Genomic DNA, 17,016 nt, shown 5'->3' on the forward strand with positions numbered 1-17,016 from the left:
ACCGCGGGTTTCACGCAGGTCGGAAAGGAAAAGAATTATGGCACTGGTGAATGACATCCAGGCACCAGATTTCGAACTGGTCAATCAATTCGGTCAATCGGTTCAACTCAGCCAGTTCCGCGGTGAAAAGGCCGTCGCACTCGTCTTCTTCCCGCTCGCGTTCTCGGGAATCTGCAGCGGTGAGCTGTGCGAACTGCGCGACAACCTCGCAATTTTTGCCGAGCGCGGCGTCGAATTGATCGGCATTTCTGTCGATTCCCGCCACGCTCTGCGTGCCTGGGGCGAGCAGGAAGGCTACGAATTCAGCCTGCTGGCCGACTTTTGGCCGCACGGCGGGGTGGCCAAGGAATACGGGGTATTTCTCGGCGACAAGGGGTTCGCAAACCGCGCGACTTTCCTGATCGACCAGGAGGGCATCATCCGGGCTAGTTTCATCACGGCTCCGGGCGAGGCGCGCCCGCTGGCCGCGTATCGGGCTGCACTTGAAGAGCTGCTGCCGGGTGTGCCGGCGTAACCTCGCCGCTCGAGTGGGGAGTTTTTGAACGACCCCGTGACGCGCCCGGCCCTTCGTCGTGGTTCGAACGAGCCGCGCGATTTCGCTATAGTGTGAAACGACCTGATTCGGTGTACTCACCGATTGTCAGGGCCTTTAGCTCAGCTGGTAGAGCGCCACGTTTACACCGTGGATGTCATCGGTTCGATCCCGGTAGGGCCCACCCAATACTGCAGAAGACCCTCGCCTCGGCCGGGGTCTTCTGTGTTTTCTGAGCGAACACCACCCGCCCGTGGGTTCGGCCACCGCGGTGGGCGCTGTTGCCTGTGGCCGTCGTTCTGCTCCCCGCACTCGTTGCCGGTCAGCGTGCGCGCACCAGGCGCGCCTCCCGCCAGATCAGGGCGACAATGACGAGGTCGAGCAGCAGGAAAATGATGCTGCCGATGCTGGGCGAACGGATGACGGCATAAATCTGATAAAGCGCGAACAGTCCCAGAACGCCAATGGCGTAGGGATAGACCCAGTGGTAGCCGCGGATGAGGCAGTACGCCAGCACCAGCTTGATGATGCCATGGCTGAGCAGAAAAATGATGATGATCTGCGGCGCACCGGCCGCGATGCCGGTGTCAAGTCGGCCGGCCGCGGTGGCGACCAGGTGCCGAATGAAACGATCGTCGGCATCCGTGCTCACAATCGGTGCGAGAGCGGCTCGGAGCACCGAGGGAGCGACCCACAACAAGACACCGGTGACCAACTCGATCAGCCCGTCGATGGCCTTCAGCCAGATGCCGATTCGATAGGCCAGCTCGGCGATACGAGCACGAGAAGCCGGGCGGCCGGGTGTGATGGCCTTCATGCGCCTATCCAAGCACTCTCGAAGCGGCCAGGTTGGAATCAGAGCCCAACCTGACCTCGTGCTTCGCTTCGCTACGCGGTGAGGACGAGTGGCCTAGTCGAGCGTGATCGCTGTTCCGTCGTTGAACATACTGTCGCTCACGATCAGCTTCACCGGCTTGGCACCTGCCGGCAGATCGAAGAGGATCGGACCCTGCACCGCGTTTCCGGGATTGATGGCCGCGATCCACGCCTGCGCGTCTCCTCCAGCGTAGAGCGACGCGCTGGCATCGGCGTTGTAGGTCTTACCATCGGCGTCCTCCAGCTTCAGATAGTTGACGATGAATGTCTCGGGGGCGTCGCCGACATTCATGATCTTGAGGTCCAACTGGAAAAAAGTGCCCTGCGCGGTCTGCGTCAGCGGAGCTGTACCGACGCTCGTGCCCGCGTCGGCCGCGGCCAGCGCGGTGAACTCGAACGCGCCGACTGTGACGGGAACATTCAGCCCCGGCGCCGTCGGCGTCTCGTCCGCGGAACTGTCGGCAGAGGATCCGCCTGACACTGCCCCCGAGGCGCCGCCAGCACTGCAGCCGGTGAGCGCGATGATGACGGCGACGGCTGCGGTGGCTACGGCGAGGGTGGAACGCGAAGTGATGGAACGTGACGACAAGGAATGCCTCCTGGTGAGTGCGGTCTGTGCGGCCGATCGGCCGGATCTAGACCACCATCTGGCGCAACTCCCGGCCACGTCGATTCGGCCCGGACGCTCTGACCGAAAGGAGGGGAAGTCGTGGCGCCAACCGGTACGAACGTCGGTGGGGGAGGCGCCAAACCTGCCTCTACGATCGAGACATGACCGCCGCACCGCCTCTCCCGTCTGACGGCTGGGCGGTATCGACCGCACCAGCCGGCAGCTATCCACCGCGCTCCCGCTCCCGCCGCACCTGGGCACTGACCGGCTCGATCGCGCTTGCTGTTCTCTGCGCATTGCTGGTGATGTCAGCCGGCGGAACCCACGGGGGAGAGCACAGCACCTTTCCGTCTGCCGTGCAGGCTCTGGCCATTGTCGGGGTGTTCCCCATGCTCGCCGTGTCGGTTCTGCTGATCTGGCGGCATCGCTTCCCACTCCTCATTTCCATTCTTGCGACCGCGCTCACCGTGGCCCTTCCGACGACACCGCTCCCCGCGCTGGTCGCGCTCGCTGCGCTGACCGCCGCCCGGCGCGGCTGGGTGCGCTGGACGATGATGGGGGCGACCTATGCAGCGACGATCGTCTCGTTCTGCTGGGATGTTGCGTCTGAAACCTCGCACCTCGCCACACTGTCGGGAGGATCGGCAGAGGGGTCTGCGGCACGACTTGCATTGTTCTGGGTGGTGCCCATTCTCGCTGCGCTCGCGGTTGCGCCGTTTGCGGCATACGGGGTCACCCGACAGATCAGGGCGGAGCGGGACACCGCACGACGGGGGAATGTCACCGCGGCCCGCAACATCGCGGCATTGCATCAGGAAGTGTCGATCGAACGGGAACGTCACGAGATCGCTCGAGAGCTGCATGACACCCTGGCCGCGCGGTTGAGCTCTGTTTCGTTGCACGCCGGCGCCCTCGAACTTCAGGTGGGCGACTCGGATGCCCGCGCAACCGCAGCAGCGCGTGCCGTACGGGAGTCGGCACAACATTCCCTCGACGACGTCCGCTCGGTCGTTCGTGTGCTGCGGAATCCTGAGCTTCACACGGGAGCCGGCGCTGGTCTTGTCGACATCCCCGGACTCATCGACGCAGCCGTGCGCGAAGGAACCGACGTGCGCACACAGATGTTCGTCGCAGACGCGTCGGCGTGCTCCCCGTCAGTGGCGCACGCCGCCTACCGAATCGTTCAGGAGGCAATCTCAAATGTGCGCCGACACGCGCCCGGCGCGTCGCTCTCGGTCGATCTGCGCGCTGGCCCGGAGACCGGGGTGACCATACGAATCGTCAACCGGCTGGTGCCCGAGGCTCACCCGACGTCAACCGGCGGAGGCAACGGATTGGTGGGAATGAGCGAACGAGCGGCACTGGTCGGCGGCTCATTCGAAGCCGGTGAAACGGCAGAGGGAACGTTTGCGGTCGTCGCCTGGCTGCCCTGGGTCGGTCGCTAAACTGGCTCGGTGACTTCGCCGGAGCTGGACCGCCGCCCCATTCGCATTCTCATTGTTGATGACGACCCGATGGCCACCGCCGGCATTACCGCGCTACTCAATACGGCCGAGGACCTGCTCATCGTCGGAAGCCGTTCCGACGGCAGTCACGTGGTCGAGGCCGTCCGCCAGCTGGCACCCGATGTCGTCCTGTGCGATGTACGGATGCCGGTGATGGACGGAGTGTCCGTCGTGCGTGCGCTGCGAGCACACGCGGCCACACCGGCCGTGCTCATGATGACGGCGTTCGATGAAGATGGTCGGGTGCTCGACGCGGTGGCGGCGGGAGCCGCCGGTTTTCTCCTCAAGGATGAAGACCCGTACCGGATCGTGAACGCGGTCAGGCACGTCGCCGCCGGTGACTCCGAATTTTCACCCCGTGCGGCACGGCAGCTGACTCAGTGGGTGCAGGACTCCCGTACTGCCGATGCGCGCCGGGATGCGATGGAGAAGCTCGCCCAGCTCACCGCGCGGGAACATGAGTTTGCTCTCGCACTGGTCACCGGCGCGAGCGATGCCGAACTTGCCGCTCAGTTTTTCGTCGCCGAGACCACGGTGAAGTCCGCGCTCGCCGGAATCAAGACGAAGTGGGGCATCCGAAACCGCACTCAGCTCGCTGTTGTCGTGGCCCGTTCCGGGCTCGCCTGATGAGTGTGCCGCCCGTGCGAGATGGAGCAGCTGCACGCACGTGAGTCGGTGGCCGGGCGTACTCTGTGCACGTGAGCACACCGAGGGTTTCGCGATCTGGATTTCGCGCGTGGATGCTTGACGGTCTCGTCGATCCGCGCGGCGATCATGTCGGACCTCACGCAAAAGTCGCCGAGAAGACTCACGCCTGGTGGCGTGTCATGTGCCTGACCGGCGTGGACTACTTCTCGACGCTCGGCTACCAGCCTGCCATTGCAGCGCTGGCCGCCGGTCTGTTATCGCCGATTGCGACAATCGTTCTTGTGCTGCTCACGCTGTTCGGTGCGCTCCCGGTCTACCGCCGCGTCGCCTCCGAGAGCTTTCGTGGCTCCGGCTCGATTCACATGCTGGAGAAGCTGCTGCCCTGGTGGGCCGGCAAGCTGTTCGTGCTCATTTTGCTGGGCTTTGCCGCCACTGACTTCATGATCACCATCACGCTCTCGGCAGCGGATGCCACGGCGCACGCCCTCGAGAATCCCTTCGTGCCCACCTGGCTGCACGGCCAGCAGATCGCGGTGACCCTCTTTCTGATCGCACTCCTCGGTGCCGTTTTTCTGCGCGGTTTCAAAGAGGCGATCGGCATTGCTGTGGTGCTGGTCGCGGTCTACCTGGTGCTGAACCTGGTGGTCATCGTGGTCTCCATCGGCCGTGTCGTCGACAACGTGGTGGTGATCCCGGACTGGTGGGCGGCGCTGACCGCCCAGCACGGCGATCCGCTCATGATGATCGCCATTGCGCTGCTGGTGTTCCCGAAACTTGCCCTGGGCCTCTCTGGTTTTGAAACCGGAGTCGCCGTGATGCCACAGGTAAAAGGCAGCGCATCAGACGATGAGAACAATCCCGTGGTGCGCATCCGCTCGACGAAACGGCTGCTCACGACCGCGGCACTGATCATGAGCGGGTTCTTGATCACGTCAAGCATCGTCACGACATTGCTCATTCCGCAGGCGGCCTTCCAATCGGGCGGGCCAGCCAACGGGCGTGCACTGGCCTACCTGGCGCACGAGTACCTCGGGTCTGGTTTCGGAACGGTCTACGACATCAGCACCATCTGTATTCTGTGGTTCGCCGGGGCGTCAGCGATGGCCGGCCTGCTCAACCTGGTGCCGCGCTATCTGCCCCGGTACGGCATGGCGCCACAATGGGCGGCTGCCGTGCGCCCACTCGTGCTGGTGTTCGTGGCGATCGCCTTCGTGATCACGATCGTGTTCCAAGCGAATGTCGACGCGCAGGGCGGCGCCTATGCCACGGGAGTGCTGGTGCTGATCACGTCGGCATCTGTCGCGGTCACCCTCTCGGCCCGGCGTCGACAGCAACGCTGGCGCACCGTGGGTTTCGCCCTCATCGCCCTGATCTTCTTGTACACGACGATTGCCAATATCTTCGAACGCCCAGACGGGGTGCGCATCGCTGCGTTGTTCATTCTGGGCATCCTCACGATCTCGCTGATTTCGCGCGTGGGACGATCGTTCCAGTTGCGTGCCACGTCGGTCACATTGGACGAGACCGCCCTGGAATATGTGATGAGCGATGCCGACGAGTACGACGCCGTGCGGTTGATCTCGCATGAGCCCGGCGACGACACCGATGCGGAGTATCAAGAGAAGAGCAGGGATGAGCGGCGCTACGGCCACATTCCGCCCGGCTCCTTGGTGATCTTTCTTGAGGTGCACCCCTCGGACTCGTCTGATTTTGAGGAAGACCTGGTGGTCACCGGATCGGCGCGACACGGCTACCGGGTGCTCGAGGTCGTCAGCGGAAACGTTCCGAACACCATCGCTTCGGTGCTGCTCGAAATTCGAGACAAGACCGGGGTTATTCCGGAGATCTACTTCGAGTGGACCGAGGGAAACCCGATCTCGAATATGTTCCGGTTTTTGATTACGGGCATGGGGGAGACCGCCCCGGTCACGCGGGAGGTGCTGCGCGAAGCTGAGCCAAATGCGCGACGGCGCCCCTCAATCCATGTCAGCTAACTGAATCCATGTCAGCCAACTGTCAGCGCGGCCGTCCGGGCGCGACCCCCAGGGCTCCTGAGGTTTTCTCACTATGATGAGCGCATGACTGACGAACCGCAGCCGGGCACCCGTGCCGCCCGGCGCCGAGCCGAGCGGGAGGCCGCGGCCGCGCCGGATACCGTGGCGGGCGCGGGGGGTGCGCGGGATGTGGGGGCGCCGACGCGTGCGGGGCTTTCGGCGGACGGGGGGCTTCCGGCGGCCGAGGGGCTTCCGGTAGAGGCCGGGGTTCCGGCGGCTGCCGGGCCCGACGATGAGGCCGACCTCTCGATTGAGTTGGCCGAAGATCTGGCGACTCACTCGCATCCGATCGTCAAGGCCGGGTTCGAGGAGTCTTTGGTCGATGACGCCGACGACGTCACAGTGGTGCCGGCCGAGCCGGTCTCATCGTCGCGGATCGAGGACGACGAGTTGGTGCTCCCGCGCAACCAGCGGCGATGGCTGTGGAGCCGGCATCACTCGCGGGGGCATCAGGGCTGACAAGTCCGCGACCGGTAGGCTGGCAGGGTGTCCGTTACCCTCGCAGAAGCAACCGCTGTCATTCACGAACTGTGGCCGCTCTCCGGCGCGGAAGCATGGGACGCCTCCGGCCTCGTGAGTGGCGATCCGGCCAGCACGGTCGAGTCGATTCTCTTGGCCGTCGACGCCGTCGCAGACACGGTCGACGAGGCCATCGAGGCAGACGCCGATCTACTTCTGGTTCATCACCCACTGCTCCTGCGCGGTGTGACGTCCGTGGCCGAAGACCGGTACAAGGGCGCGTTGCTGGCGCGCTTGATTCGTGCCGACTGCGCGCTGTTGGCCGCCCACACCAACGCAGATGTGGTCGAGAACGGTGTCTCCGACATGCTCGCGCAGCGTTTGGGACTGGTTGACACCCAGCCGATCACCGTGAGTAGCGCTCCCGGCACCGGCATCGGCCGTGTCGGACGCCTCGCCCAGCCGACCACACTCGGGCAGCTGGCCCGCAGGCTCGCCGAGCTGCTGCCGGCGACGGCATCCGGGGTGCGTGTCGCCGGCGACTACACGAGCCGTGTCGAAACCGTGTCACTCTGCGGAGGAGCTGGCGACTCGCTGCTCGGCCACCCACTGGTGCGCGGCTCCGACGTGTACGTCACGTCTGATTTGCGTCATCACCCGGCTTCCGAGTCGCGCGAGCAGGCGAAGGCGGCCGGTTCCGGACCAGCGCTCATCGATGTGTCGCACTGGGCTAGCGAATGGCTCTGGCTCGACACTGCGGCCGAACAACTGCGGCAGGCACTGCCGGGCGTGGTCGTGACGGTCAGCGAATTGCGCACGGACCCCTGGGACTTCGTCATCACGCAGTGACGTTGCCCACCTCCATTTGTTCACACTCAACACTCGTAAAGGTCAGGAAATCGTGAAGGCAACTCCCGTAGAACAGAAAGAGCTGCTTCGGCTCCAGGCCCTCGACATCAAGACGCAGCAGCTCAAGCACCAGGCATCCGCGCTGACGCAGCACGCTGAGATCGCCGCGTTGGGTGTTACCGCCGACGCGAACCGTCAGGTGGTGACCACTCGCACCGGCGAGTTGGAGGATGCCCGCACTGAATTGCGCCGCATCGAATCGGACGTCAGCGTTGTTGAGAGCCGCATCAAGCGGGACAGCGATCGCTTGCAGACGAGCTCCTCGGTCAAGGACATTCAGGCGCTGGAGGCCGAACTCACGGCATTGAAGAAGCGTCTCGGTGACCTGGAAGAGATCGAGATCGCCGTGATGGAGCGGGTTGAGGCTCAGGAAGCCGTCGTTGCGTTAGCCGAGAGCGAGGGTGCTGCGATTGCGGCCCAGATCGCACAGGCCGTGGCGTTGCGTGACGAAGCGCTCGCCGGTGTCAACAAGCAGCTCGGCGACAACGTTCGCGACCGCGCTGCCGTCGCAGCGACGATTGAGGACGAGCTCGTCGCGCTGTACGAGAAGCGTTATGTGGCGGGCCACGGGAACGCCGCAGCTCTGCTGCGCGCCCGCACGTGCAGCGGATGCACCATGACCCTCACCGGTAACGACCTCGAGGCGGTGCGCTTGGCACCGGTCAACGACGTCGTCTTCTGCCCCGACTGCGGGGCCATCCTGGTGCGTACCGAAGAATCGGGTATCTAAGCGCACTGTAAGCTAGGTTCCAGGAATGGGTCGGCAAGACGGTCGCGTCATGCGTGTTTTTCGAAACACGGATGCCGAGGAACGTCCGGGCTCCGAAGAGCAGGACGGTGGGTAACACCCACCCGGGGTAACCCGCGAGACAGTGCCACAGAAAGTAGACCGCCGCTGGCTCACGCCGGCGGTAAGGGTGAAACGGTGGTGTAAGAGACCACCAGAGGCCAAGGTGACTTGGTCGGCTTGGTAAACCTCGTCCGGAGCAAGGTCAGACAGAAAACGCTGAGGCTGCTCGCCAAGTTTTCGGGTAGACCGCTAGAGGGCTGCGGCAACGTAGTCCCCAGATAGATGACCGTCCATGGTGTCGTGTTCGCACGAAACCGGGACAGAACCCGGCGTAACAGCTGGCCCATTCCCTTCTCGCAGCATCCTGTTGCGAAGTCGCGACAGCAGGCTGATTGCGCAGCCACGAACGAAGCTGACTGTTTTCGCTACATGTCCTGACGGCGCGGCGCAGGGGGAGCCGTCTGGACGGCCAGCGATGCGGCACCCAGGATGCCGGCGTTGTTGCGCAGCTCGGCCGGGATGATGGGGGTCTGCAAGGTCAGCAGTGGCAGAAATTCTTGGTAGCTTTTTGAGACCCCTCCTCCCACCAGAAACAGGTCGGGCGAGAAGAGTTTCTCGAGCGTCGTGTAGTACGTCTGAAGGCGTCCGGCCCACTTCTCCCAGCTCAGATTGTCTTTCTCTTTGGCCGAGTAGCTTGCCCGAGTTTCGGCATCGTGCCCGTCGATCTCGAGGTGGCCGAGCTCGGTATTGGGAACGAGCACGCCGTCGTTAAGGAGAGCCGAGCCGATGCCCGTGCCGAGCGTGGTGAGTAGCACGACGCCACGGACACCCTTGGCCGCCCCATACTGGGCCTCGGCGTGGCCCGCTGCATCCGCATCGTTGACGAAGTGGATGGGCTGGTGGAAGGCGGCCTCGAATCGTTTCTCTGCCTCGAGGCCGATCCAGTCCCGCGAAATATTGGCGGCCGACATCGTGCGGCCGTTCTTGATCACGGCGGGAAAGCAGACGCCGATTGGAAGCGATCCTTGGCCCTGCGAGATGGTGTCGAGCAGCTGACGTGTGGTGGCGATGATGTCGTCGGGGCTGCCGCCCTTCGGGGTGGACAATTTGACGCGATCGGAAAGCAATTCTCCGGTGATCACGTTGACGACGGCCCCCTTGATTCCGGTTCCGCCGATATCAATGCCGATTGCCGTCGTCGCGTTCATTCTGCCAACCTATCGTGTGCACGTGGCGCGTGGGCATGTGTATTCCGGCGGACTAAATAGACTGGTGCCATGCGCATCCACATCGCCACCGACCACGCAGGTCTGGACTTCAGCCGCCATCTGTTCACGCACCTCACGGCCGCCGGTCACACGGTCATTGACCATGGGCCCCAGACCTATGACGCACTCGACGACTACCCGGCATTCTGTATCAACGCGGCGCAGGGCGTCGTCGACGACCAGTCCGAGGGCATCGAAGCTCTGGGCGTGGTCTTCGGCGGATCCGGCAACGGCGAACAGATGGCGGCCAACAAGGTCACCGGGGCTCGGGCCGCACTGGTCTGGAACCTCAGCACCGCCCGGCTTGCCCGCGAGCACAACGACGCTAACGTCATCTCGATCGGTGCCCGCCAGCACACCATCGAAGACGCGACGAGCTTCATTGACGCATTCATCGCCGAGCCGTTTTCCGCGGAAGAGCGCCACGTACGACGCATCGCACAACTGGCCGAATATGAGACAACGGGTGACATCGCCGGCAAAGGCATCGAGCGCTAACCGTGCCCGAGGGTCATTCCGTCCACCGGATCGCACGTCAGTTCCAACGCAACTTTGTGGGCAGCCGCGTCTCGCTGTCCTCTCCGCAGGGGCGCTTCGTCGCTGGCGCTGCCCAGCTTGACGGCCATGTCATGACCGATGCGCGCGCGGTCGGCAAACAGATGTTCCTGGAGTTCGACCACGACCTCTGGTTGCGTGTGCACCTCGGCTTGTACGGTGCCTGGGACTTCTCCGGCGAGATCATGATGGATGCCACGATCGCGTCCGCCAACGGTCGGATGGGGCAGACGAACCAGCGTGGCACGACCGTCCCGGCCATTCTCGATTCGGCGGGTGAGAACTCCCTGCATTCGATCGGCGCGCCACGTCGCACGCGGGTGCGCATGTCCGAGCAAGAGAAAGAATCGTACGCTCCCGAAACGTTCCCGCCCGAGCCGATCGGTCAGGTGCGGGTGCGTCTGCTCACCGACACGGTGTGCGCAGACCTGCGAGGGCCGACGGCCTGTGAGGTGCTCGAGCCCGCTCAGGTGGACGCCGTGATCGCCAAGCTGGGGCCCGACCCGATTCTGGACCCCAGCATTGAGGCCGAGGATCGTTTCGTCGCGACCGTGCGCAAGAAGTCGACCCCGATCGGGTTGATCCTGATGGATCAGAGCGTGGTCAGTGGTATCGGCAACGTCTATCGCGCCGAACTGCTCTTTCGAGCCGGACTGAACCCGTATGCGCCCGGCAAATCGCTGACCGACGACACCGTGCGAGCGCTCTGGAACGACTGGGCGCATCTGCTGACGATCGGTGTCGAAACCGGTCAGATGATGACGATGGACAACCTCGAGGGAGACGCGTACAGCTTGGCCATGGCCAATCGTGCGGACCGGCATTGGGTCTATAAGCGCGAGGGTCTGCCGTGTCGAGTTTGCGGAACCCATATCACCCTCGAAGAGATGGGGGCCCGCAAGCTCTATTGGTGCCCGAGTTGCCAACGATGACCATCCTCACCTGACCGACACTTAAGGACGCCCGTGAGACAGAATCCCAGTTTCGTGCTCAGTGAGATCGCCGAGATCAAGCGGCTCATTCGGGAGAACCCGTGGGTGACAATGGTCAGTTCGACCGACACCGTGCTGATCGCCTCGCACTACCCGGTCATCCTGGACGAATCGGCCGACGACATCGTGCTGCTCAGCCATGTCGGGCGCCCCGATGAGCGGTTGCACGAACTCGGCAGCCACGAGCTTCTTGTGATCGTTCAGGGTCCGCACGGCTACATTTCGCCGTGCTGGTATGACGCCAAACCGGCGGTACCCACCTGGAATTTCGTCACGGCGCACCTGTACGGTACGCCAGAAATTCTGACGGATGCCGAGAACCTCGTGGTGCTCGACACACTCGTCGACCATTTCGAAGATCGAATGCCTGAACCGCGTCGAATGAACGGCACACTCGAAAACGCGGCCTATGCCGCGCGAATCGTGAGCGGAACCGTGGGTTTTCGGATGCGGGTCGATCGATTCGTCGCCAAGAACAAAATGAGTCAGAACAAAGCGCTCGAAACCGTTGACCGCATCATCGGGGAGCTTGAGGGAGACGGGCCGTACGCGAGTGCATCGCTCGCCGCCGAGATGCGCCGGGTTCACGGTGGGAACGCCGGAGCGCGGGCGACGGTGTCGTCCAGCGACACCACGGTCAGCTCCTCACCCTGCATCGTGTGAGGCGGGGGTTTTCCCCCGCATCAGTCCGGATGCCCGGGACAACCCGCCATCCTCTCGCCCAGCTGGGAGTCGCCGGGGAAGCCCATGTCGACGCTCGGTGGCCTGCTTCGTCCGCTGATCAACGGGCATTACGGGCTCTACCTCCTGCACGGAATGGGCGTCGATTTCATCGTCGGCGTCGTGACGTAGACGCTCAGGCTCGTCTGGCTGGCGGTCAGCCTCGACGGATTGACCTCCTGATTGGGGGCAGGCCTGGGACGTGCTTCTGACTACTCCGGCACACTGAGTTGCGAGCGATGCCGTCAATTCCACCCGCTACCCGATTGCGCTGAGAGCGGAAGTCTCGAACACAAAAAACCCCCTCCGAGCGCTTTCGGCGCGGGAGGGGGTTCTGCGATCTGAGGGGCTGACGAGAATCGAACTCGCATCATCTGTTTGGAAGACAGAGGCTTTACCACTAAGCTACAGCCCCGCTGCCCGGTTCAACTGGGCACTCGAATATCGTAGTACAGATTTTCACGTGCGCGGTGCCATCGGCCCCCACGGCTCGCCGCGCAGGAGGCCGTGCACCACGGCATCCGTGTGGGTGCAGTAGACTGACCGAGGTCACTGCGCCTGTTGTGTGTTTTTTGCATGACGGTGTGTGGCACATCGGGTTGAGATGGCGATCCGGGGCGTAGCTCAGCTTGGTAGAGCGCTCGGTTTGGGACCGAGAGGTCGCAGGTTCGAATCCTGTCGCCCCGACCATCACCCCAGTACATCCTTTAGACACAGGAGAGTCCCAACGTGAAGTCCACGGTCGAAAAGCTGAGCCCCACGCGCGCCAAGCTCACCATTACGGTGACGCCCGAGGAGCTCAAGCCCAGCATCACCCACGCCTACAAGCACATGGCTGAGAACATCAACATTCCCGGCTTCCGCAAGGGCAAGATTCCCGCGGCCATGATCGACCAGCGCCTCGGCAAGTCTGCTGTGCTCGAGCACGCCGTCAACGAGAGCCTCGATGGTTTCTACCGTTCGGCGGTCACCGAGCTGAAGTTGCGCCCCCTGGGCCGTCCCGAAGCCGACATTGTCGAATGGCCGAGTGACAAGGACTTCTCCGGAGATCTGCACCTCGCCATCGAGGTTGACGTGCGCCCTGAGATCGAGCTGCCGACGTACGACGGCCTCTCCATCGAGGTCGACGCTGTCGAGATCACCGACGCCGAGGTTGCCGAAGAACTCGACACCCTGCGCGCTCGGTTCGGTACCCTGGTCACTGTCGACCGTCCCGCCAAGACCGGCGACTTCGCTCAGATCGACCTGGTTGCAGCAATCAACGGCACCGAGGTTGACACGGCAAGCGGCATCTCCTACGAGGTGGGCTCGGGCGACCTGATCGAGGGCATCGACGAGGCACTCGATTCGCTCACCGCCGGCGAGACCACCACCTTCAACTCCAACCTCATGGGTGGAGAGCACGAGGGTGAGACCGCTGAGATCACCGTGACCATCAACGCCGTCAAGGAGCGCGAGCTTCCCGCAGCCGACGATGATTTCGCTCAGATCTCCAGCGAATTCGACACCATCGCCGAGTTGACCGAGAGCCTCAAGGCTCAGGTCGGGCGCTCGAAGGTCTTCGGCCAGGGCACGCAGGCCCGCGACAAGATGATCGAGCAGCTGCTCGCAGCCGTCGAGGTTCCGATCCCCGCCGCGATCATTGAAGACGAGGTGCACCGTCACCTGGAGGGTGAGAACCGTCTTGAAGACGCCGAGCACCGCGCGGAGGTCACCGAGTCCAGCGAGAAGACGTTCCGTCAGCAGATTCTGCTCGACACCATCGCCGAGGCAGAGAAGGTCCAGGTCAGCCAGGACGAGCTCACCCAGTACCTGATCCAGGGCGCCAGCCAGTACGGCATGGACCCGAGCGAGTTCGTTCAGGCGCTCTCCAGCAACGGTCAGATTCCGTCGATGGTTGCTGAGGTTGCCCGTAACAAGGCTCTCGCCATTGCCCTCGGAAAGGCTGCTGTCGTTGACACCAACGGCGCCAAGGTCGACCTCTCCGAGTTCACGGCCGTGGCCGATGACGCTCCGGCAGAAGATGCCGCCGAGGCGACTGACTCGACCGAGGCGCCCGTCGAGGTCGTCGAAGAAGTTGTCGTCGAGGAGAAGCCGAAGAAGAAGGCATCCGCCAAGAAGGCCGCAGCAGCCGAGTAATTTCGAAGCGAGCAGGGGAGGGTCGAATGTCTCTGACATTCGGCCCTTTCTGCGTGCGGGGGCCATTCGACCCACCAGCGGTTCGCCCCCGCGACATCCGGCAATCTGCCGAGGGCGAACAGAGCAGTTCTGCCGCGTTTGCTCCGATAGATTCATTCTGAAGCGATAACTGAAACGGAGCGCGACATGGCCGAACAGACACCCAACACCGGTGTTTTTGACCGACTGCTGAAGGACCGCATCATCTGGCTCGGCTCAGAGGTCCGCGACGACAACTCGAACGAGATCTGTGCGAAGATCCTGCTCCTTGCCGCCGAAGATTCTAAGCGGGACATCTACTTGTACGTCAACTCGCCCGGAGGTTCGATCACGGCGGGAATGGCGATTTACGACACGATGAAGTTTGTACCGAACGATATCGTCACCGTGGGGATCGGCCTCGCCGCATCTATGGGCCAGTTCCTGCTCTCATCCGGCACGAAGGGCAAGCGCTACATCACGCCGAACGCTCGCGTGTTGCTGCACCAGCCGTCGGGTGGATTCGGTGGCACGGCTGCCGACATTCAGACGCAGGCCAAGGTCATCCTTGACATGAAGAAGCGCATGGCGGAGCTCACCGCCGAGCAGACCGGAAAGAGCGTCGAGCAGATTCTCATCGACAACGACCGCGACAACTGGTTTACGGCTCAGGAAGCCCTTGAGTACGGCTTCGTGGATCACCTGCGCGAGTTCGCCTCAGAAGTTGTTGGCGGCGGCGGCACTGACGACTCAGCGAACAAGAAGTAGACGGGCAGGACCACAATGGAATTCACCAACTTCACCCCCCAGGCCGGCGGCCTCGCTCGCCCGGCCGAGGCACGCTACATCCTGCCGACGTTCGAAGAGCGCACGGCTTACGGTTACAAGCGTCAAGACCCCTACGCAAAACTGTTCGAAGACCGCATCATCTTCCTCGGTGTGCAGATCGACGACGCGTCGGCCGATGACGTGATGGCTCAGCTTCTGGTGCTCGAGAGCCAAGATCCCGACCGGGACATCGTCATGTACATCAACTCGCCGGGTGGATCGTTTACAGCAATGACGGCGATCTACGACACCATGCAGTACATCCGTCCGCACGTGCAGACCGTGTGCCTCGGTCAGGCAGCGTCCGCTGCGGCCGTATTGCTGGCCGGTGGGACGCCGGGCAAGCGTCTCGCGTTGCCGAACGCGCGCATCCTGATCCACCAGCCGTCTGTCGGCGGCCAGGGTGGCGGTCAGGCGTCCGATATCGAGATTCAGGCCGCCGAGATTCAGCGCATGCGCACCTGGCTCGAAGAGACGCTGTCGCATCACTCCAACCGCACGCCGGAGCAGGTGCACAAAGACATCGATCGCGACAAGATCCTGGGCTCTCCTGAGGCTCTCGAGTACGGTCTGATCGACCAGATTCTCACGTCGCGCAAGAATGTGCCGACGCTCGTCAAATAGTCGACATTTGAGCATCTGAAACGGCGTGCCGCGGTCCCGCGGCGCGCCGTTTCGCTTCGGGCCCGTCATGCACGCAAGTGTCGGAGCCACAGGCTAGGCTCGAAGGCAACAGCACCCACAAATTGACCCGATGAAGGAGGCTGACAGATGGCCCGTATAGGCGAAAGCGCCGACCTGCTCAAGTGCTCCTTTTGCGGGAAGAGCCAAAAGCAGGTTCAGCAGTTGATTGCTGGCCCTGGAGTGTACATCTGCGACGAATGCGTCGAACTGTGCAACGAGATCATCGAGGAACGTCTCGCTGAGGCGGGGGCCGAGGAAGCCAGCGGTGAATTTGAGTTGCCCAAGCCGAAAGAGATCTACGGGTTTCTCGAGGAATACGTCATCGGTCAAGAAGCAGCCAAGCGCTCGCTGGCCGTTGCGGTGTACAACCACTACAAGCGAGTTCGTGCACGCAGCACGCTGACCGCTGCCGATGCACTCCACGACGACGTCGAGATCGCCAAATCGAACATTCTGCTGATCGGCCCAACGGGCTGCGGCAAGACCTACCTTGCTCAGACTCTGGCGAAGCGACTCAACGTGCCGTTCGCCGTGGCCGATGCGACGGCGCTGACCGAGGCTGGCTACGTCGGAGAAGACGTTGAGAACATTCTTCTGAAGCTCATTCAGGCCGCCGACTATGACGTCAAGCGTGCCGAGACCGGCATCATCTACATCGACGAGATCGACAAGATTGCCCGCAAGGCCGAGAACCCGTCGATCACGCGTGACGTGTCCGGTGAAGGCGTGCAGCAGGCGCTGCTCAAGATTTTGGAAGGGACCGTGGCGTCGGTACCTCCTCAGGGCGGGCGCAAGCATCCGCACCAAGAATTCATTCAGATCGACACCACCAACGTGCTCTTCATCGTGGCCGGCGCGTTCGCCGGCCTCGAAGAAATCATTTCGTCGCGTGCGGGCAAGAAGGGCATCGGTTTCGGTGCCCCCTTGCACAGCAAGGGCGACGACGTGAACCTGTTCAGTGAAGTGCTTCCAGAAGACCTGCATAAGTTCGGGTTGATTCCCGAGTTCATCGGTCGTCTGCCCGTCGTCACGACGGTCACCCAGCTCGACCAGGTGGCCCTGATGCAGATTTTGACCGTGCCCAAAAACGCCCTCGTGCGCCAGTACCAGCGCATGTTCGAGCTCGATGGCGTTGAGCTCGAGTTCGAACAGCCGGCGCTTGAGGCCATAGCCGATCTGGCCGTGCTGCGCAAAACAGGGGCGAGAGGCCTTCGCGCCATCATGGAAGAAGTGCTCGGGCCGATCATGTTCGAGGTGCCCTCGAGCACCGAGGTGGCTCGCGTGGTCGTCACACGTGAGGCGGTGCTCGACAATGCGGCGCCGACGATTGTGCCACACCCGATGCTGCGCGAAGAGAAGTCAGCTTAGGCCGCGCCGATCAATCGAACTGCGGTAGGCGTAGAGTGGCGTATCGCCTGCGCCGATGCAA

Annotated in this window: 17 protein-coding genes, 3 tRNA genes and 1 other RNA gene; 17 read left to right on the forward strand and 4 right to left on the reverse strand. The window is 63.0% G+C overall.

Annotated features, from left to right (window positions below; genetic code table 11):
* Positions 1–37: 37 nt before the first annotated feature.
* The gene (locus HNR05_RS03635) at positions 38–514 is read left to right on the forward strand and encodes a peroxiredoxin (RefSeq protein WP_179577787.1); all 477 of its coding nucleotides are present in this window, start codon (positions 38–40) and stop codon (positions 512–514) included.
* A gap of 129 nt (positions 515–643) precedes the next feature.
* A tRNA-Val gene (locus HNR05_RS03640) sits at positions 644–716 on the forward strand.
* A 138-nt stretch (positions 717–854) separates the two neighbouring features.
* Here HNR05_RS03640 and HNR05_RS03645 read toward each other — a convergent pair.
* Entirely contained in the window at positions 855–1,349 is a 495-nt protein-coding gene (locus tag HNR05_RS03645; RefSeq protein WP_179577788.1) for a DUF2127 domain-containing protein, read from the reverse strand.
* 93 nt (positions 1,350–1,442) lie between these two features.
* Positions 1,443–1,997: a DUF4352 domain-containing protein gene (locus HNR05_RS03650; protein ID WP_179577789.1), complete on the reverse strand. Its 555-nt coding sequence runs from the start codon at positions 1,995–1,997 to the stop codon at positions 1,443–1,445.
* Positions 1,998–2,179: 182 nt separating this feature from the next.
* On the opposite strand from HNR05_RS03650, the gene HNR05_RS03655 reads away from it, so the two are divergent.
* The 7 genes from HNR05_RS03655 to rnpB all read left to right on the forward strand — a co-directional run bounded on the left by HNR05_RS03655 (position 2,180) and on the right by rnpB (position 8,733).
* The gene (locus HNR05_RS03655) at positions 2,180–3,463 is read left to right on the forward strand and encodes a sensor histidine kinase (protein ID WP_179577790.1); all 1,284 of its coding nucleotides are present in this window, start codon (positions 2,180–2,182) and stop codon (positions 3,461–3,463) included.
* 9 nt (positions 3,464–3,472) lie between these two features.
* Positions 3,473–4,150 (forward strand): response regulator, encoded by a 678-nt coding sequence (locus HNR05_RS03660; protein ID WP_179577791.1) that lies wholly within the window; start codon positions 3,473–3,475, stop codon positions 4,148–4,150.
* 113 nt (positions 4,151–4,263) lie between these two features.
* Positions 4,264–6,165: an APC family permease gene (locus tag HNR05_RS03665; RefSeq protein ID WP_246318493.1), complete on the forward strand. Its 1,902-nt coding sequence runs from the start codon at positions 4,264–4,266 to the stop codon at positions 6,163–6,165.
* Positions 6,166–6,249: 84 nt separating this feature from the next.
* Positions 6,250–6,684, forward strand: a complete 435-nt coding sequence (locus HNR05_RS03670; RefSeq protein WP_179577793.1) for a hypothetical protein — start codon at positions 6,250–6,252, stop codon at positions 6,682–6,684.
* Between the two features lie 27 nt (positions 6,685–6,711).
* Positions 6,712–7,533, forward strand: a complete 822-nt coding sequence (locus tag HNR05_RS03675; RefSeq protein WP_179577794.1) for a Nif3-like dinuclear metal center hexameric protein — start codon at positions 6,712–6,714, stop codon at positions 7,531–7,533.
* Positions 7,534–7,585: 52 nt separating this feature from the next.
* Positions 7,586–8,323 carry a CT398-like coiled coil hairpin domain-containing protein gene (locus HNR05_RS03680; RefSeq protein ID WP_179577795.1) on the forward strand — a complete coding sequence of 246 codons (738 nt, stop codon included), beginning with the start codon at positions 7,586–7,588 and terminating at the stop codon, positions 8,321–8,323.
* A gap of 26 nt (positions 8,324–8,349) precedes the next feature.
* An RNA gene (gene rnpB / locus HNR05_RS03685) (RNase P RNA component class A) lies at positions 8,350–8,733 on the forward strand.
* A gap of 75 nt (positions 8,734–8,808) precedes the next feature.
* Here the strand turns inward: rnpB and ppgK are convergent.
* Positions 8,809–9,591, reverse strand: coding sequence for a polyphosphate--glucose phosphotransferase (gene ppgK, locus HNR05_RS03690; protein WP_179577796.1), 783 nt, complete (start codon positions 9,589–9,591; stop codon positions 8,809–8,811).
* A 69-nt stretch (positions 9,592–9,660) separates the two neighbouring features.
* Between ppgK and HNR05_RS03695 the strand changes: the two genes are divergently transcribed.
* From HNR05_RS03695 to HNR05_RS03705, 3 genes are read left to right on the forward strand one after another with little or no spacing between them, the layout of a single operon-like run.
* On the forward strand, positions 9,661–10,149 hold the full coding sequence (locus tag HNR05_RS03695) for a ribose-5-phosphate isomerase (protein ID WP_179577797.1): 489 nt from the start codon (positions 9,661–9,663) through the stop codon (positions 10,147–10,149).
* A 2-nt stretch (positions 10,150–10,151) separates the two neighbouring features.
* Positions 10,152–11,138 carry an Fpg/Nei family DNA glycosylase gene (locus tag HNR05_RS03700; RefSeq protein ID WP_179577798.1) on the forward strand — a complete coding sequence of 329 codons (987 nt, stop codon included), beginning with the start codon at positions 10,152–10,154 and terminating at the stop codon, positions 11,136–11,138.
* Positions 11,139–11,171: 33 nt separating this feature from the next.
* A complete protein-coding gene (locus HNR05_RS03705; RefSeq protein WP_179577799.1) occupies positions 11,172–11,861 on the forward strand; it encodes an FMN-binding negative transcriptional regulator in 690 nt (229 codons plus the stop codon).
* 401 nt (positions 11,862–12,262) lie between these two features.
* On the opposite strand, the gene HNR05_RS03710 is transcribed toward HNR05_RS03705, so the two are convergent.
* Positions 12,263–12,333 (reverse strand) — tRNA-Gly (locus HNR05_RS03710).
* 198 nt (positions 12,334–12,531) lie between these two features.
* Between HNR05_RS03710 and HNR05_RS03715 the strand changes: the two genes are divergently transcribed.
* From HNR05_RS03715 to clpX, 5 genes are all read left to right on the forward strand, one after another.
* Positions 12,532–12,608, forward strand: a tRNA-Pro gene (locus HNR05_RS03715).
* Positions 12,609–12,647: 39 nt separating this feature from the next.
* Positions 12,648–14,057, forward strand: coding sequence for a trigger factor (gene tig, locus HNR05_RS03720; protein WP_179577800.1), 1,410 nt, complete (start codon positions 12,648–12,650; stop codon positions 14,055–14,057).
* A gap of 165 nt (positions 14,058–14,222) precedes the next feature.
* The gene (locus HNR05_RS03725; protein ID WP_343062675.1) at positions 14,223–14,843 is read left to right on the forward strand and encodes an ATP-dependent Clp protease proteolytic subunit; all 621 of its coding nucleotides are present in this window, start codon (positions 14,223–14,225) and stop codon (positions 14,841–14,843) included.
* A gap of 15 nt (positions 14,844–14,858) precedes the next feature.
* On the forward strand, positions 14,859–15,527 hold the full coding sequence (locus tag HNR05_RS03730) for an ATP-dependent Clp protease proteolytic subunit (protein WP_179577802.1): 669 nt from the start codon (positions 14,859–14,861) through the stop codon (positions 15,525–15,527).
* Positions 15,528–15,674: 147 nt separating this feature from the next.
* Positions 15,675–16,955, forward strand: coding sequence for an ATP-dependent Clp protease ATP-binding subunit ClpX (clpX, locus tag HNR05_RS03735; protein ID WP_179577803.1), 1,281 nt, complete (start codon positions 15,675–15,677; stop codon positions 16,953–16,955).
* Positions 16,956–17,016: the final 61 nt, after the last annotated feature.

Origin of the sequence: Leifsonia psychrotolerans (assembly GCF_013410665.1) — a bacterium.
Classification (GTDB): domain Bacteria; phylum Actinomycetota; class Actinomycetes; order Actinomycetales; family Microbacteriaceae; genus Cryobacterium; species Cryobacterium psychrotolerans_A.

Bases quoted from the DNA above. Each gene is read 5' to 3' on its own strand.
- HNR05_RS03635 (WP_179577787.1), top strand. From the start codon at position 38: ATGGCACTGGTGAATGACATCCAGGCACCAGATTTCGAACTGGTCAAT.
- HNR05_RS03645 (WP_179577788.1), bottom strand. From the start codon at position 1,349: ATGAAGGCCATCACACCCGGCCGCCCGGCTTCTCGTGCTCGTATCGCC.
- HNR05_RS03655 (WP_179577790.1), top strand. From the start codon at position 2,180: ATGACCGCCGCACCGCCTCTCCCGTCTGACGGCTGGGCGGTATCGACC.
- HNR05_RS03665 (WP_246318493.1), top strand. From the start codon at position 4,264: ATGCTTGACGGTCTCGTCGATCCGCGCGGCGATCATGTCGGACCTCAC.
- HNR05_RS03670 (WP_179577793.1), top strand. From the start codon at position 6,250: ATGACTGACGAACCGCAGCCGGGCACCCGTGCCGCCCGGCGCCGAGCC.
- ppgK (WP_179577796.1), bottom strand. From the start codon at position 9,591: ATGAACGCGACGACGGCAATCGGCATTGATATCGGCGGAACCGGAATC.
- HNR05_RS03695 (WP_179577797.1), top strand. From the start codon at position 9,661: ATGCGCATCCACATCGCCACCGACCACGCAGGTCTGGACTTCAGCCGC.
- HNR05_RS03730 (WP_179577802.1), top strand. From the start codon at position 14,859: ATGGAATTCACCAACTTCACCCCCCAGGCCGGCGGCCTCGCTCGCCCG.
- clpX (WP_179577803.1), top strand. From the start codon at position 15,675: ATGGCCCGTATAGGCGAAAGCGCCGACCTGCTCAAGTGCTCCTTTTGC.